This is a genomic window from Phyllobacterium lublinensis (assembly GCF_020164435.1).
GTDB lineage: Bacteria > Pseudomonadota > Alphaproteobacteria > Rhizobiales > Rhizobiaceae > Phyllobacterium > Phyllobacterium lublinensis.
Genome location: NZ_JAIUDQ010000002.1, coordinates 43,276 through 59,028, shown reverse-complemented (window position 1 = coordinate 59,028; position 15,753 = coordinate 43,276). Strand labels below are relative to the sequence as shown.

General features: G+C 56.6%; 13 protein-coding genes and 1 pseudogene. 6 read left to right on the top strand and 8 right to left on the bottom strand.

Annotated elements, in window-relative coordinates; all coding sequences use genetic code 11:
• Positions 1 to 334 precede the first annotated feature (334 nt).
• Positions 335 to 1,036, top strand: coding sequence for a hypothetical protein (locus K9U38_RS03260; protein WP_224492922.1), 702 nt, complete (start codon positions 335 to 337; stop codon positions 1,034 to 1,036).
• A gap of 43 nt (positions 1,037 to 1,079) precedes the next feature.
• On the opposite strand, the gene K9U38_RS03255 is transcribed toward K9U38_RS03260, so the two are convergent.
• Positions 1,080 to 1,889: a helix-turn-helix domain-containing protein gene (locus K9U38_RS03255; RefSeq protein ID WP_224492921.1), complete on the bottom strand. Its 810-nt coding sequence runs from the start codon at positions 1,887 to 1,889 to the stop codon at positions 1,080 to 1,082.
• Between the two features lie 172 nt (positions 1,890 to 2,061).
• Between K9U38_RS03255 and K9U38_RS03250 the strand changes: the two genes are divergently transcribed.
• A complete protein-coding gene (locus K9U38_RS03250) occupies positions 2,062 to 3,021 on the top strand; it encodes a Gfo/Idh/MocA family protein (protein ID WP_224492920.1) in 960 nt (319 codons plus the stop codon).
• A 33-nt stretch (positions 3,022 to 3,054) separates the two neighbouring features.
• A complete protein-coding gene (locus K9U38_RS03245; RefSeq protein ID WP_224492919.1) occupies positions 3,055 to 3,942 on the top strand; it encodes a sugar phosphate isomerase/epimerase family protein in 888 nt (295 codons plus the stop codon).
• Between the two features lie 41 nt (positions 3,943 to 3,983).
• Here the strand turns inward: K9U38_RS03245 and K9U38_RS03240 are convergent, their stop codons facing one another.
• Complete coding sequence (locus tag K9U38_RS03240; protein WP_224492918.1) at positions 3,984 to 5,216, bottom strand: MFS transporter; 1,233 nt, start codon at positions 5,214 to 5,216, stop codon at positions 3,984 to 3,986.
• A 573-nt stretch (positions 5,217 to 5,789) separates the two neighbouring features.
• Here K9U38_RS03240 and K9U38_RS03235 point away from each other — a divergent pair.
• The 3 genes from K9U38_RS03235 (at position 5,790) to K9U38_RS03225 (ending at position 9,399) form a co-directional block, all read left to right on the top strand.
• Positions 5,790 to 6,737, top strand: a complete 948-nt coding sequence (locus tag K9U38_RS03235) for a sugar-binding protein (protein WP_224492917.1) — start codon at positions 5,790 to 5,792, stop codon at positions 6,735 to 6,737.
• Between the two features lie 110 nt (positions 6,738 to 6,847).
• Positions 6,848 to 8,362: a sugar ABC transporter ATP-binding protein gene (locus tag K9U38_RS03230; protein WP_224492916.1), complete on the top strand. Its 1,515-nt coding sequence runs from the start codon at positions 6,848 to 6,850 to the stop codon at positions 8,360 to 8,362.
• A gap of 8 nt (positions 8,363 to 8,370) precedes the next feature.
• Entirely contained in the window at positions 8,371 to 9,399 is a 1,029-nt protein-coding gene (locus K9U38_RS03225) for an ABC transporter permease (RefSeq protein ID WP_224492915.1), read from the top strand.
• Between the two features lie 129 nt (positions 9,400 to 9,528).
• Here the strand turns inward: K9U38_RS03225 and K9U38_RS21945 are convergent.
• From K9U38_RS21945 to K9U38_RS03195, 6 genes and pseudogenes are all read right to left on the bottom strand, one after another.
• Positions 9,529 to 9,717 (bottom strand): annotated as a pseudogene (locus K9U38_RS21945) (4Fe-4S dicluster domain-containing protein); the annotation flags it as partial.
• Positions 9,718 to 9,762: 45 nt separating this feature from the next.
• Complete coding sequence (locus tag K9U38_RS03215; protein ID WP_224492914.1) at positions 9,763 to 11,184, bottom strand: MmgE/PrpD family protein; 1,422 nt, start codon at positions 11,182 to 11,184, stop codon at positions 9,763 to 9,765.
• Between the two features lie 38 nt (positions 11,185 to 11,222).
• Positions 11,223 to 12,716, bottom strand: a complete 1,494-nt coding sequence (gene tcuA, locus K9U38_RS03210) for an FAD-dependent tricarballylate dehydrogenase TcuA (protein ID WP_224492913.1) — start codon at positions 12,714 to 12,716, stop codon at positions 11,223 to 11,225.
• A 122-nt stretch (positions 12,717 to 12,838) separates the two neighbouring features.
• Positions 12,839 to 13,732 carry an HpcH/HpaI aldolase family protein gene (locus K9U38_RS03205; RefSeq protein ID WP_224492912.1) on the bottom strand — a complete coding sequence of 298 codons (894 nt, stop codon included), beginning with the start codon at positions 13,730 to 13,732 and terminating at the stop codon, positions 12,839 to 12,841.
• Between the two features lie 32 nt (positions 13,733 to 13,764).
• Positions 13,765 to 14,790, bottom strand: coding sequence for an amidohydrolase family protein (locus tag K9U38_RS03200; protein WP_224492911.1), 1,026 nt, complete (start codon positions 14,788 to 14,790; stop codon positions 13,765 to 13,767).
• A 49-nt stretch (positions 14,791 to 14,839) separates the two neighbouring features.
• Positions 14,840 to 15,730, bottom strand: coding sequence for a substrate-binding domain-containing protein (locus K9U38_RS03195; protein WP_224492910.1), 891 nt, complete (start codon positions 15,728 to 15,730; stop codon positions 14,840 to 14,842).
• Positions 15,731 to 15,753: the final 23 nt, after the last annotated feature.

Here is a 15,753-nt window from a genome sequence, read left to right as displayed (position 1 = left end):
CTGGAAGGGTGTCAGGCTCTGATGCCTTCCAACGTGATGGCATTGTCCGGCGGGGCAGCGTGAACATCAAGTTCGCAGGAACGTAAACGCTGACGCGAGCTGACGCACAATTAGGTTCACGATGCATCCACTGTGTAGAGGATCTCACACGTTAACTCTGACTGGAGCCATGGTTTCAAACCAGGCGGTTGCGCGCACAGCACCTGTCATCCGACCGTGATCATTCGCAATGTGAGTTCGGCATTGCGTCACTGTGCGAATAAATTAATCGATCCGCGCACTTTTGCGCTGCCGCGCGCTGTGGCTTGCTAATATCGATACATTGGTTCGTAGAATGAGGCCCGAAGTGCACAACCGTACAAGAGAACTTGCGTTCGCGGATGAATTTATCACCGCTAACCTCGTGGAGGATGTGTTTGACTACGACGTTAAGGACGCTGTGGTAGTCAACATCAGCCCCTCACCCATGGTGACGGGGGACGACCATCCTGCGATTGTACCGGCTTGGAAATCGACATGGCTCAAGGGTGGGCGAATTCGGTCTGCCGAGCGCGCAGCCATCATCAAAGTGATCCAACCTACCAATCTTGGAGGCTGTATGTTCCGAGGGTGGGATTGGCTTGGCAATCGTATTCGCAGCTTCCCTCGGGACACGCCACTCTACATTTCCCCACAGGACGAAATCGGCACTGTGACCCTTGATCCACGCGTGTTCACCAACGAGCTTCGCCGCTCAGAGGCCGACCAGACCTTCACCATCAAGCTAAATCTCTGGTGGTCGCCTGGGGATACGGATTGCTACATCCACCATGAGCATCCGTTCCTGGAAACGCACACCCAGATTCATGGCGTCGGTCGGATGCAGAAATTTCGGGAACGTGACCCATCAACACTCTATGAAGACGTAGTGATGCCAATCGGTTATTCGCATGACCCGTTCTGCAGAGTGACGGGCCCGAACCAATGGACTTATCCTTGGCACCGGTACTACGCCGATACCGACAGCGTCTGGCTTGCTGTCGAACTCCATCCATGACCGGCATTGCAGCCTAGCGGAACGGACTGATATCCGACACTACCTAGCTCATTTGGATCATGTCAGAACCGTCACCCAGATATTGAAGGACTTCACGTGGGATCGCGGGATCGTTGCGATCCATCACGGTGAGTTCTTTGAGATGTTCGCGACGCAGCAGGCCAGGTCCACGATAATGCAGCACAACCTTGGTTGAATAAGGCTGGCGAAATACAGTCGCTGCGATACCGCTCGAAATACCGAACATGAACTTCTTGGTGTTGCGTTTGACTTGAGCGTACACTCCGAACGTCAGTTCATTTGATTGAATGCCTTCAAAATCTGCAGTGAACAAACGATCCGCCACCGGAAAGCAGAAGCCATAATACTTGAAGACATATTCAATCTTGCTCGGATCATCAAAACTCGGGAACCTTTCAACATAATAGTGCTGGAGAAATTCCTTATTCCGGTAGATGCAAAAGGCTGATCGGAGTACGAATCCCTTATAGATTGACGAGAATTGATAGCGGTCGTAGACACCCACAATATCCTCACGATCGGCGTTGTTCTCAACGATCATGCTCGACACGAAGCGGGAGAACTCCGGCAATTGCCGCGCAGTTGCCATAGCGTGGAAAAAGTTACCGTCCACCAGCGTGCGAAATTCATTCGGGTCGGAAAAAAGAATGGAGACGCTTAGACCAAAATAGTTCGCGATGATCCTCAGGTTTGTGGCTGAAGGGACATGGGTGCCGGAAAGGTACTTGTTGAACTGCTGGCGATTCACATTAATCTTGCGACACACCGCAGCGACGGAGCCTTGCGTTTCGCAGAGCGTCCTCAAATTGGCCGCCAAGGCAACTTTGTTCATTCCCCAATATTCCATTGTCCGCCTATGTGAAGCACGTTGACGCTAAAAATACGTCAGTTTGACAAGGACTTCAACGGTCTGCGAAATTGTGACTTCCAGCGCCCGCGTACAAAGTCACTACACTCAACCTAAGGAATAAACGGTGGACTCTGGCGAGGCAGCAGGATGGTCAATGATGGGTACGGGTACCATCGCATCCGAACACATTGTAGCGGCGATTCGCGCCTCCGGGCACAATCCTCGATGGGTTGTTAGCAGCAGTAAAAAGTACGCAAAACACTTCTCTGAGGACATGAGCATTCTCAACGCATCAACTGATGCGCGAAGGGCGTTAGAGGATCCGCTCGTACGTTTCGTATACGTCAGTGCAGCGCGCCAAAGACGCAAGCATTATATTGTCGCGGCAGCAACTGCTAAAAAGCATGTTCTGTGTGACTGGCCGATTTCCGATAGAAGCCGGGTCGCAAGTTCGCTTGTCGCTGAGTGCGAGAAGGCAGGCGTTACGCTTGCCGTGTATCAACCATTGCGTTCGTCGACCATACATCAGACGATGCGCCGGTTGCTTCTGGAAGGCGAGATTGGTGCGCTGCAGTCAATTTTGATCATCCGTGCAGCGCCTTTTCAACCTCATCCCAACCGCAGAACGGACCACGCCATGCCAGGTGACATCCTCCTCAATGCTTCGCTTGAGGATATCGATCTGGCGCGTTTCCTGACAGGGCGTGAACCGGTTGAAGTAACTTCACTACCTTCGGAAGCAGCGGGTGACCCGAGGCAGCAGACCGCCTACGCTATTCGCATGACCGGCAACGTCGTTTTTCAAGCCTATGAAAGCTTTTCGACGACCGAGCTTGAAAGCGTAGTCATGCTGGCAGGTGATCACGGCGCACTCATTGCTCATAGTACACTGAACAACAAGGGACTGGGAACGCTCGTCCGTCGAACAGCGACACGAAGCGAACTAATACCTGTCAGAGAGCGTGATCCGCACCACACGATGATTAAAGGCTTCCTGAGCTCCATCCACTGTCCTTCGGAATGGGTTTGCCTGGGCAAAGACAATGTCGTTGCACTGAAAGCCGTCGAAGCCATCGTTGCTGCTCAAAAAAAGCGGCGAACAATCATCTTCTGACAGATCCCAGACACGTCGAAAGTAGGCTGAACCATGCTTAACCCCAACAAGAACCAACTGATTTACCACTCGATGGCCTCCAAATGGAATACACTAGCAATTGACATCGACATCGCCCGGACCCTTGGGTTCGACGGCCTCGAAACTTCAGGAACCAAAATCTCAGCGTTTCTTGGGGCAGGCTTCTCAGAAGAAGAACTGAGGTCGCGACTTGATGGCCTGTCCATGCCCGGCATTGGGTTCTTGATCGATGTTGAGCGGCAGGGAGCGAACCGCAAAGACATGCTGCTCGAGGCGGAACGCCTATGCAGTCTCGCTGCGGCATCAGGCGCACAAGGCATTGAGGCAATTACCGGGCCTCTGGATATTCGCGTGTTTGAGCAAAACGCCACCGAGCGCTATCCCGATATTTATCGAGGACTCATTGATCTACCCCTGGATAGACAGACTGTCCTCACTGCCGAGAACTTGCGCGCGGTTGCCGATATCGCTGCAAACTATGGGTTGATCGTATATCTCGAAGCTCTTTCCTGGACCCCACTGAACACCATGGATGCACAGATGCGGATTATTGATCTCTGCCAACGCGACAATGTGCGGTTGGTTATCGATTTCTGGCATTCATACACGTCGGGTGATACGCCGGAAAGGATTGCGCGTTTCGATAAGGACCTTATCTACGGCGTGCACCTGTGCGATTCACTGCCCTTCAGTGGGGGAATTCCCAACGAGGCTATATTACGCGACGTTCCGACGGGGAACGGCATCCTCAACTTGCAGGAATGGGTGGACGCCGTGAAGTCAACCGGATTTCAGGGCTGGTGGAGCTGCGAGCTTTTTTGCAATCGGCAGCACCAGGACAACAGTTACGACGTGGCACAGGAGTTGAAGACCTTGATGGAGCGATTGGTCCTTGCATGATCTGCTACGATCGTCGATCTCGCGTCAATTGCATCACCTGATCAAGCAAGGCATTTGCCTGGCCGATACTTTTCGTGATGGTCCTTGAGCCGCCGGTTGAGATAAAAGGTTCCTGCCGAGATAAGAGCAAAAGCCAGCATGATGAGTGCGAGGCTAACTGTTAGGCTGGAAGCCTGTGCAACGAAACCCAGCAAAGCAGGTCCAAGCAAAAGACCGCTATATCCCATCGTTGTTACAATGGACATTGCGCGCCCGGCTGCATGAGCGCCAATGTTACCGGCTGACGCGAAGACCGCCGGCACCATATTGGCCACACCTAAGCCGCAAATTCCTAACACCACCAAAGATGTTACCACACCCTTTGTGATCAGCATTGTCATAAGCGCCACAGCGCATACGACACCCCCTATTCTGAGAAGATTCACATGGCCAATTCGTTTCGTCGCATAATCACCAATCAACCTGCCAATAGCCATGGCGGCAGCAAAGACGGCAAATGCATAAGCTCCAACGCTTTCGGAAGCACCTAGGGTGTCGACCATGTAGATTGCAGTCCAGTCCATCATCCCGCCTTCCGCGAGCAACGCCAGGAACGCGATCACGCCAAGTACCAGCACAAGGGCCTTCTGCGAGACATTGAGTCTGGCGTCTAGTTTGGCATTGGTAGCGGTATCGGCGTGCAAACCTTGACTGGTGGCACTCCTGGCGAAAAACCACGTTGAGAGCGCCGTTAAAATTACGAGGGCTCCACCGCCCCCTAGGCACCACTGCAAATTTCCCCCATAGGCCACGACTTTGCCAACGAGAAAGGCGCCGAGGATGTTCCCGATGCTGAACAAGGCATGGAATGACGACATCAGATGCCTGCCCCTCGCGCGCTCGATCTCGGAAGCCTCAGTGTTCATTGAAACATCGAGCGTTCCAAAGCCGGCTCCGGCAATGAAGACAAGCAGTCCTAGCGGTAGCAGGCCTTGCACCAACGGGATCATGAATATTGCGCAACCGAATATGACGCAGCCGCCTAGGCTAAAGAAATGGCTGCCGCCCATCCGGTCAATGGTCCCGCCCATTCTTACCATGAGGACTATCGCCCCGGCCGCAAAACACAGGAGCAGAATTCCGAGTTGCCCCTTGTCCAGGCCCATCGTTCCGGAGAGCAACGGCAGGCTTGAGGCCCATGCGCCGATTCCGAGTCCACCAGCCAGAAAGAACAGGGCGCACCGCGCTCTCTTCGAGCTACGGATTTTGTCGACGCGAATTCGGTTCATAGCCATAGCGGATGCCATCCAAAGTCGCGGCAAGTAAGGAAAGAGACGTGCTGGTGATTGTGCGCTTCTCACGAAGCTGTATTTGACTGCCTTTGGGGAGACAAGTTCGCACTTTTGTTATCAATGACGCAGACTGACGCATTTCGTCGAAGTTGTTCCGCAGAACTGTGCGAATGCCCGCGAGGCAGAGAGGGATGTGCTGGTGGAGTGCGCCTGCGTCGAGCCAAATCGAACTCCTCGTACGGCTTGCCGGTGGTAGAAGTTCCGACGGCCCTTTACAAACACTGGCTCGACAATACTAAGGGTACGAATGCGGCTCGTTTGGCGTCTGGCGTCTACCTAAATCTCCTCATAAATCGCCGCCTATGACGGAGCGCACGATGACCCGCAGCCTGTCTGGTACCCGGGTAAGACATGTGCCAATATCCGACGCCGGCTCCGGGGCAATCCGATTTGGGACCGTCCAGGCGCACGCCCAAGCAAAGGATATATACGGCCATGTGGTAACAGATTGCTTGGGGCATCCAATACACCGACGAGCATGGCCGCGGTCATGCTCTCAAAATGGGAGGATAAGCAATGAAACTGAACCTTGCCGTCTCGATCGCTATGGTGGTTTCCGGTCTTACCGGCTCCGCTGTCGCCCAGGATAAGCCCCAGTTGGCTTTCGTCGTGAATGCCGCTTCGGACTTCTGGAAGCTCGCCGAAGCCGGCGTCAAGAAGGCCCAAGAGGAGTTGCCGGGCTACGAACTGCAGTTCCGTTATCCGGCTCAAGGTACTGCTGCTCTGCAGAATGCTCTGATGGATGACCTTGTGGCTGCCGGCACCGATGCGATCATGATATCGTCGGCTGACCCGAAGAACTCCATCGACGCATTCAATCGTATTGCGGCCCAAGTGCCGCTGTTCACCACGGACAGTGACGCGCCTGCCAGCAAGCGTATCGCCTATCTTGGGTCCTCCAACACTTTAGCGGGCGTGCAGGCTGGTGGAATCGCAGTCGCCGCGATGCCCAAGGGTGGGAAATGCATGGGTTTCGTCGGGTTCCTGGGAGCCGACAACGCTGTTGAGCGTATCGCCGGCTTCCGTAAGGCGGTGGAAGGATCCGGGATCGAGCTTGCCGACGTGCGCGGCGACGACGTCGATTTCGCCCGCGCCCGGTCTAATGTCGATGACGTGCTTGCCGCCAATCCGGACATCACCTGCATGGTAGGGTTTTATTCCTACAATCCACCAAAGATCTACGAGGCCCTCCAGGCTGCGGGCAAGCTGGGCGCCATCACGGTCATCGCATTCGACGAAGACCCGATTACCCTCGGAGCCGTGCGGGAAGGCAAGTTCGCCGGAACGGTCGTGCAGGATCCTTACCAGTGGGGCTATCAAGGCATGCATCTTATGGCGAAGTATCTCGAGGGTGACAAGTCGGGGGTTCCGGCGGATGGCCTCATTATTGTACCTACCAAAGTTATCAACGCTGCCAACGTCGATGCCTTCGAGGCGGAACTCAAACAGCGTCTTGGCGGGTAGTCCTCCCGGCAAATGCGGCGCATCGGGCAGGGGCTGTTCAACCGGCCCGGTGCGAGCTTGTCAAGCAGCTTCTACTATCTCTGTTTTGGTGAATCAGATGGCCCCGATAAATGACGAGTGAATCGGACCGGAAACGCCCCCTGTTGGTGCTTGAGAGCATTTCGAAAGCTTATCCCGGCGTGGTGGCCCTCTCTAATGTTTCCATGTCGGTCATGGCTGGCGAAGTGCTGGCCCTGATCGGGGAGAATGGTGCCGGCAAATCCACGCTGATGAAAATTCTGGGAGGTATTGTACAACCCAGTTCGGGCCATATCATTGTGGATGATATACGATGCGACCAATTTCATGTGACCGAGTCACAGTCCGCCGGGATCGCGTTCGTGCATCAGGAACTGAATGTCTTCGACAATCTCGATGTCGCTGCCAACATGTTCTTGGGGCGCGAAATACGGTCGGGTTTCCTCGGGCTATTGGATGATAAAACCATGCGTGCCGCGGCCGAACCGCTTCTGCGACGCGTAGGGGCCACGTTCAAGCCCGACACACTGGTAGCTGATCTATCATTGGCCGAACGGCAATTACTCGAAATCGCCAAGGCACTCTCCATCAAGGCGCGCGTCATCATAATGGATGAACCGACGTCGTCACTGACTCTGTCAGAAACGAAAACTCTGATGAACGTCATTGCCGATCTCAAGGCCGAGGGCATCGCTGTCATCTACATATCGCATCGTTTGAGCGAGATTGAGGAATGTGCCGACCGCGTCTTCGCACTGCGCGACGGCAAGGCGGCCGGTGAACTCAGCAAATTTGAAATAAATCATGATGCCATGATCCGAATGATGATCGGACGCGATCTTAATTCTTTATATGCGCCGCCGGCCAAACCTGCTGGAGGGGCAATCTTGTCCCTGACGGCTGTCAGAACCGGTGCAAAACCATCCGCGCTGGTCGAATTCGATATCCATTACGGGGAAATTCTGGGAGTGGCCGGGCTGGTCGGCGCGGGACGAACGGAACTGGCCGAGGCCATTTTCGGTATCGGTACCATTCTCGAGGGCGAGATCATGCTGGCGGGCAAGCCGTTCAAGGCGGCTTCACCGCGTGACGCCATCGAAGCGGGGGTCTATCTCGTGCCGGAGGATCGCAAACGTACCGGCCTCTTACTAGAAAGCGCGATCTGCGAGAATATTTGCCTCGCCGATCTGAGCGCAGTATCGCGCAACGGCTTCGTTTCGCAAAACTTGGTCAAGGCGCGCGCCGAAGATCAGCGTGCAAAACTCGGAATCAGAACCACCGATGTCATGCGTACTACCGCCGAACTCTCCGGGGGCAATCAACAAAAGGTTGTGTTGGGCAAATGGCTTTCCATGCGGCCGATATTGATCATTTTTGACGAGCCCACCCGCGGCATTGATGTCGCCTCCAAGGTTGAAATCTACAGGCTCATGCGCGCTTTGGCAGACGCAGGTGTTGGGGTCATGATGATCTCCAGCGACATGGAAGAAGTGATCGGCGTGTCCGACCGTATCGTCGTGTTGCGGGAAGGAGAAATCGCCGGATCGCTGTCGCGATCGGAGTTTTCGGAACACAATGTGCTCAAGCTCGCTGTCGGCGCAGATTAGGAAAACCAATGCATAAAAAAGACCTCGGGCTGGCAGTTCTGATCATAATTGTGGGGGCGGTCGTCTATCTGCGAAATCCGTTGTTTCTTTCGCCAATCAATTTGGGCAATACGGCCAACCTGATCGGCCTGTTTGGCCTCTTCGCTATCGGGCAGGGTTTTGTGATCATGACGGGTGGTATTGATCTGTCGGTTGGGTCGATGATTGCGCTGCTCGGTGTAATATTTGTCGATATGGTTGGAAAGTTTGGAGTGCCGTGGCCAGTGGCGATCCTTGTCGTTATCGCTATCGGAACGCTCCTGGGCCTGGCTCACGGCTTTTTGATCACCAAACTCAAAATGCAACCCTTCGTGGTGACACTGTGTGGCCTTCTGATCTATCGCGGTGTAGCGCGCGGCTATACGGGCGAAGCTACTGCCGGCTTTCCCTTCGGCGCAAACTATCCAGGATTGGAATGGCTGACGATTGGGCGCTCGTTTGGGATTCCGCACTCCTTCTACGCCATGATCTTCATCGGTGTAGTCTGTTGGCTCCTGCTTCACCGCTCTGTATTCGGCCGGCATCTGCAGGCAGTGGGCAAGAATGAGGATGCGGCACGGTACTCGGGCATTCGCACCGGTTTCGTCATCACCGCTGCGTATGTTATCTGCGCTGTACTGACCGCCGTCGCAGCGGTCTATTTCGCTATGTTCACCAGATCGGTGCAACCATCGTCACATGGCAATTTCTACGAACTCTACGCTATCGCAGCCGCCGTTTTGGGGGGCTTCTCCTTGCGTGGCGGAGAAGGCTCGATCATCGGCGTCGTGCTGGGCGTCGTATTGCTTCAGGAGTTGCAGAACTTGGTCAATCTTCTCGGCATACCTTCTTCGCTCAATTTCGCGGTGATGGGAGTAGTGATCCTGTTCGGGGTCTTGGCAGACCAGCAGTTCAACCGCTACCGGGCAAAGAGAAAGGCCGCGAACGCTCTCGGCTTGCTGACCAAAAAAGGCTCGACGCGTCGTGAGGCGCCGGCCGCTACCGACGAGATCAGATAGCGGATGGCTCCGCCATCTTCGCCAAAGCCGTAGTGGTAAACGGTTTCCGCCTGGGGAGTTCTCATAGTATTGTTACAGTCGAACTGTAGAGCATGACACCCAGGGGGAGCATGCTGCTGAAGCCGCGAGATAGCCGCCCGCAGGACCAATAGCGGGTGGCGATCCGGCATAGACATCGTGCTCGGATGTTCTCTGCCGTGCCCGATCCTTGACGATCCGGTGAAACGACTCGTTCTCCTCATGGTTGGCGTTGGACAGGAACACTGAGGACAGGCGGTCGAAGGTCAGGACGCCATCTGGTTTCGGATAGGTGATCGGCGATGCTAGCGATTCGAGCGATGCCGGCGGCCGTTAAACCGCGGCTCATGCGATATGTCGCAATGCCTGCATCAACGGTTCTATTCCGGTGGTTCCGATGTCGTTTGCCGCCTCGATCATTCCTTCGATCTGAACCTCCGTCAACCGGGCGGATGCGATGTCGTTGAACTTCTGCCGGACCACTTTTTCATCGAGCCCTGTATCCGGGAAAGAGTGCCCGGGGTCGAAGAGACACTCTTCCTCGATCCTGCTGCCATCGGCGAAAGTGACCACGATGCGGCTCGGCATGCTTCCCGGCGCTCTTGCCGCAAGACCGGGGTCGACTGAAAGCTTGGTGAGTTCGATCAGGTGCGTCATGTCCGGCTTTTCCCAGCGCCTGTCGTGGAACTGTTCGTCGGTCATCCTGCCTTCCACCATGGCGATGGCAGGCAGGAAGGTGAAGCTGTGGTCGGCTGCCTCGCGGCTTTTGGGATAACGGCGGTGCAATTCGTCCTGCTGTTTGCGGATCATCGGCAGGTCGGCCATGATGACCTCGATCTTCCTGATCTGGTCCACCCGCTCCTTGACCCGGTCATGGAGCGCCAGCGCCGCCGCAATCGTGGTCTGGGCGGTGCCTATGCAGGCATAGGGCTTGATGTGCGAGGTCATGATATATGGCACGCCCTCCAGCGGTGCCCACAGCTTTTCCATGCCGAGCAATGGATCGAACACCTGGTGCAGGCCGCCTCGGTCGTCGAGTACCTCGAGCGGACCGGTCACGCCCAGCCCGGCAAGGATCGCTGCCTGCACGCCGCTTTGTGCGATGAAGGCATTGGCGAGATTCTTGGCTCCCGACAGCTTGCCCCAGCGCACGACTGAAGGCGTCGCGCAGCGGATCGCTCCCAACGCAATGGCGTGTGCCTGGGTCTCGCTGTCGAAGCCTGCCAGCCTGCCATACATGGCCGCAGCTACCAGCCCCGATGCACTTGTGCCATCCCATGCCGAGATGAAAGGCATCAGAGAGCGCAATCGGCCGAAGAGTTCGTAGCCCATCGCAATCGTTTCGATCATTTTTGAGCCGGACGAGCCGAATTGCTCGGCGGCCGCGAGGGCGACGGGGATGTTGTCGCTGCAATGGCCAGCAACGCTGAGCTTATCCTCCTTGAGGAAGAACTGCACGTCGTTGAAATCCAGCGACCGCACCAGTGCGCCATTCATCAGCACGGCATTGAGAATGCTAGATTTCTCCCCCTCGCCTATGATGGTGCATTGCGGATTGCCGCCCAGTTGACCGAGCATCGTCGCGACACGGCGCGGCGTGGTCGCATCAAGCGCGGCGATCGCGCAGGCAATCGAATCCAGAATAAGCAGCCTCGTCTGGGTTGCAATCTTTCCGGAAGACCATGCGGGGTCCTCCTGCAGGGTCCACTTTGCCATTTCGCGAATGGGCGCGAATGGGTCAGAACCGGTGCGATACGTCGATCCCATCGTGTCTTCTCCTTGACAGGTTTTGGCGGTGCCGCCGGTTAGCCCCGCGCCAACCGTGCAGCGCTTGCGCCGGCAATGCGACCGAAGACGGCGCCAGCGGCCAACCCCGTCCCCGCACCATAATTGTGATAGTAGAGTCCCCCAACGATCTCTCCGGCGGCGAACAGACCCTTGATCGGCTTGCCTGATGCATCCTCCACTTCGGCTTCCGTCGAGATTTTCAATCCGCCGAAGGTGAAGGTAATGCCGGCTGTCACGCCGAAGGCTTCATAGGGCGGCGAATCCAGACGATTGGCCCAGTTGGTCTTGTCGATGGCCAGGCCGCTGGTCTTCAGGCCATCATGCACACTCGGGTCGAAGGGCACGTCCGGACGTGGTGCGGCATTGTACTCCCGTACTGTTTTCAGGAACCCCTCCGGATCGACGCCGGCAAGCTTGGTGGCCAGTTCCTCGAGCGTATCGGCGGTTTCCTTGGTGACCGGCCGCATACGGTACTCATCGCGGAAATACTTCGTCACCTTCTGGTCGAAGACCTGCCAGGCAATCAAGCCAGGCTGCTTGACCATTTCCTGGCCGTATTTCGCGTAGGTCAGGACATGGAAATCCAGGCCCTCGTCGATGAAGCGCTCGCCGCGCGCATTGACGACGATGCCGAGCGGATAATTGTGCTTCTGGAACTTGTCGCCGATGGACAGGTCACCATAGGGGGGTGCATTCATGTCCCACTGGCAGGCATGCGCTCCCGACCAATGTCCGGTAACGGCTGCCCCGGCCTCGATGGCCATCTGGTGGCCGCGGCCGGTGTTGTAGCGGGTGCCGCGAACCTTCACGAGATCCCAGTTGGGGCCGAGATAGCGCGCGCGCATTTCCGGGCTCGATTCAAACCCGCCGCAGGCCAGAACGACCGCCTTCGCGCGGATTTCTCCCACGCCGTCGGCAGTGCGCACCTTTACGCCTTCGATCTGGCCGTCGCCTTCCAGCAGGCCCACACAGGTGGTGTTGTAGTTCACCTTGACGCCTGCCTTCTCCAGCGCCTTGTATTGTGCCCGCAGCAATTCCTCGCCGCCGCCCCAGATGTGGCAAGCAAGTCCGCCCCAGAACCGGAAGGTATCGCCAACCTTGAACGCTACCCGGCCAAAGGCAGGCTGGAAGCGAACGCCGTGGCCGCGCAGCCAGAGGCCCGCCTGGTAGCTGTTGTCGACGAGAATTTCTGTCAGGACAGGATCGCAGCGGTATTCCGTCCATTCGGCAACGTCGGAGAAATATTGTTCCTTGGGATAGGTGCCGAAATCAATCTTCGACAGGTCCATTTCGGCAAGGTCTGGCGAAAGTTCGAGCAGTTGCTCGACGCTCGTGAACGGAAAGCGGAAAGCACCACCGGTATAGGCCGAGTTGCCACCACGTGCTTCTTCCGGAGCGGTCTCGATCATCGCGACGCGTGCGCCGGCTTCCCTGGCTGACAGAGCTGCGCACGAGGCCGCATTACCGGCTCCGACGACAAGCACGTCCACGTCTTCGATATTGATTTTCATGTTTCTCCACCCTTTGTTCTTGCCCGCCGGCACAGACCGGCACAATGGATTCCGGTTGGCGCAGCCGTTCAAGCCGTTGCCAGGGCGCAACGGCTGGCGGGCCCGGCACCGCCGGTCAATGCTTAGTGGTCGTTGCCCCCCGATGCCTTCTCGGACTGACGCCCCGACAGTTCGAGGCCCTTTTCGAGCGCCGGATAGCTCGTCGTCGGCCCCGCCATAAGGAACCGATACCCTTGCTGCAGAACGCTCTCGACGTTGTTCTTGTTGACGTGCGGGTGGCCGACCACGACATTGTGCTTCTTGCAGGTCGCGACCACGTGGGCCATCGCCTCGCGCACGACTGGATGCTCGTAGTCACGCGGGTGGCCAAGATCCTGGCTGAGGTCACCTTCGCCGATCAATACGATACCAATGCCATCGACACGCGACAGGATGTCGTCGAGATTGCCGACCCCCTTGCTGTCCTCGATCATCGTGACGACGAGGATTTCACCGGTCGGCACGAGCGGCCAGACGTCTGCCCGTTCGTAATATTCCTTCTGACTCACGCCCCAGTAGCGCAGCGCCTTGCCCGGGCCATCACCGCGGATGCCTGCCGGTTCATAGTTTTCCGCAGACTTCGGGCGCGAGTACCGGCATGCGGAAACGGCATTGTAAGCTTCTTCGGCGGTGCTTATGTGGGGCCAGACCACACCATAGGCGCCGACATCGAGCACCTGCTTGGCGATGAACTGGTTCATCTCCGATCCGTTGGGCGGGATACGGACAATCGGCGTCACCGCCGGGGCGACAGAGCCAGACTTTGCGATAAGCTCCCGGTTGAGTAAATACTGGAGACTGTCGCGCAGGTTGGAGACGTCATAGTGATTGTGCTCCATCTCGAAAACCACGCCATCATACTTGGTTTTGCTGAAGGCAAGCGCCGTCGTGATGTCGGGCATGGCGAAGGATGTGAATGCCGGCAGGTTCTGCTCAAGTGCGCGGATGATGCCGTTGAGCCGTGGTAGGTTTGCCATCTGGTTACTCGCTTTCGAAATATGATCGGACGTTACTGGCCACGGCTCTTCAGCTTGGCATCGAGACGCGGATAGACGTGCCGGGCATTGCCCTCGAAAATCATCGCGCGTTCTTCGGCCGTCAGCGGGGCGCCATCGATGTAGCGTTTCGTGTCATCGAAGTTGAACCCGGTTTGCGGATCGATACCCTTCACAGCGCCGACCATTTCCGACGCGAACAGCACGTTCTTGATCGGGATCACCTTGGTCAAAAGCTGAACGCCCGGATCGTGGTAGACACAGGTGTCGAAGAACACATTGTCGAGCAGCAGTTCGGTCAGCGGTGCCAGCTTCATGTCCTGTGCCAGGCCCCGGTAACGGCCCCAGTGATAGGGTACCGCCCCGCCGCCATGCGGGATGATGAATTTCAGGGTCGGAAAGTCCTTGAACAGCGTCGACAGCAGCAACTGCATGAAGGCGGTCGTGTCACCGCAAAGGTAGTGGGCGCCGGTGCCATGGAAATTGGGATTGCAGGAAGCGGAGACGTGGATCATCGCCGGAACTTCGAGCTCGACCATCTTTTCGTAGAGCGGGTACCACCACCGGTCCGTCATCGGGGGATCTGTCCAATAGCCGCCGGACGGATCCGGATTGAGATTGCAGCCAACGAAGCCCAGCTCGTTGACGCACCGTTCCAGCTCGGGAATGCAGTTGGCAGGATTGACACCCGGCGACTGCGGCAGCTGGCAGACTCCGATGAAGTTCTCGGGAAAGATATTGCAGGCGCGGTAGATGAGATCGTTGCAATGTTCCGACCAATGCTGGCTGGTCGTTGCGTTGCCGATATGGTGGGACATCTTGCCGGCACCCGGCGAGAACAACGCAAGATCCGTCCCGCGCTCGCGCTGCTGCTTGAGCTGCCACGTCTCCAGGGTCTCGCGAATCTCGTCGTCTGAAATATTGACTGTGCCCTTGGCCGGTACGTTATCCGGGTCCTTGAGAGCAGCAATCTGTGCCTCGCGCCAAAGAGGCAGACCCTTCGGGGCAGTTGTGTAGTGTCCATGACAATCGATGATCATTTTATCCGCTCACTTTTACTTGCGGTGAATGTGCAGGGTTAGGGTGGCCTCAGCGCAGGATCCTGGCAGCGTCGGCGAACAGCTCGTCTATGGAAAAGCGCCGCGGGATGACGCCCTGCTGGAAGGCGTACTCGCTCACTAGCTCCAGGGCCTTCCAGTTGCCATCGAGCCCGACCGGAAACTCGGACTTCGTTCTGGAGCGAGCTTCCGCCAACATGTCGAAGATGGATCGGACGGCATCGGGGCGGTTGTCAGCAAGTTCCCTGGTCACAACGAACATGTGGTTGATTGGCGTCACGCCATGCTTTGCCTCCCACTCCTTCTCGGCTTCCGGCGGATTTGGAATAAGGGTCTTCAGCTTGGGGTCTTTCGGCATGTTGCTGCCAAGCAGACCTGCATCGAGTTCCCCTCCCAACAGCATGGGAATGAGCTTCTTGCCGGCCGCCGCGCGCACGCAGTTGGCCGGATCGGTATGTTCGGCCAGATGCGCATCGTCGAACGTGATGAATGTGGACTTGCTGAAATCAGCGCCATAATCATTCTGCAGGATGCCGCGCACCCAGACGCCAGTGGTCTGCGAATAGGTCCTCACACCGATACGCTTGCCGGCAAGTGTCGAAGGCGTCAGCTCACCCAGTTCCGAATTGTATGCGAAGCTCTTGTGATGGAACTTGCCCGACACGACGAACGGCAAAAGAACGAGAGGTTTGCCGTAGGCCATTGCCTGCAGAAATGTAACGATCGCCAGCTCGCCGCAGTCATAGGCCAGCTCCCGCACCATCGGCTTGAATTCGTCGCTGATCTCTTCGGCATCGTAAAAATCGAAATCGACAACATCTGAAACAATTGAATTGTTGCGCAGCGGTTCGTTCCACGGTTTCGCACCGAGAAGCGTCTTGACCTTCAATTTTTTCGTCGCGGCGGCTTGGGCCTGAACCATGGACATTTCCTCCAGTTTATTCT

Coding starts and splice junctions, on each gene's coding strand:
- K9U38_RS03260 (WP_224492922.1), top strand. CDS start 335: ATGAGGCCCGAAGTGCACAACCGTACAAGAGAACTTGCGTTCGCGGAT.
- K9U38_RS03255 (WP_224492921.1), bottom strand. CDS start 1,889: ATGAACAAAGTTGCCTTGGCGGCCAATTTGAGGACGCTCTGCGAAACG.
- K9U38_RS03250 (WP_224492920.1), top strand. CDS start 2,062: ATGATGGGTACGGGTACCATCGCATCCGAACACATTGTAGCGGCGATT.
- K9U38_RS03245 (WP_224492919.1), top strand. CDS start 3,055: ATGCTTAACCCCAACAAGAACCAACTGATTTACCACTCGATGGCCTCC.
- K9U38_RS03240 (WP_224492918.1), bottom strand. CDS start 5,216: ATGGCTATGAACCGAATTCGCGTCGACAAAATCCGTAGCTCGAAGAGA.
- K9U38_RS03235 (WP_224492917.1), top strand. CDS start 5,790: ATGAAACTGAACCTTGCCGTCTCGATCGCTATGGTGGTTTCCGGTCTT.
- K9U38_RS03230 (WP_224492916.1), top strand. CDS start 6,848: ATGACGAGTGAATCGGACCGGAAACGCCCCCTGTTGGTGCTTGAGAGC.
- K9U38_RS03225 (WP_224492915.1), top strand. CDS start 8,371: ATGCATAAAAAAGACCTCGGGCTGGCAGTTCTGATCATAATTGTGGGG.
- K9U38_RS03215 (WP_224492914.1), bottom strand. CDS start 11,184: ATGGGATCGACGTATCGCACCGGTTCTGACCCATTCGCGCCCATTCGC.
- tcuA (WP_224492913.1), bottom strand. CDS start 12,716: ATGAAAATCAATATCGAAGACGTGGACGTGCTTGTCGTCGGAGCCGGT.
- K9U38_RS03205 (WP_224492912.1), bottom strand. CDS start 13,732: ATGGCAAACCTACCACGGCTCAACGGCATCATCCGCGCACTTGAGCAG.
- K9U38_RS03200 (WP_224492911.1), bottom strand. CDS start 14,790: ATGATCATCGATTGTCATGGACACTACACAACTGCCCCGAAGGGTCTG.
- K9U38_RS03195 (WP_224492910.1), bottom strand. CDS start 15,730: ATGGTTCAGGCCCAAGCCGCCGCGACGAAAAAATTGAAGGTCAAGACG.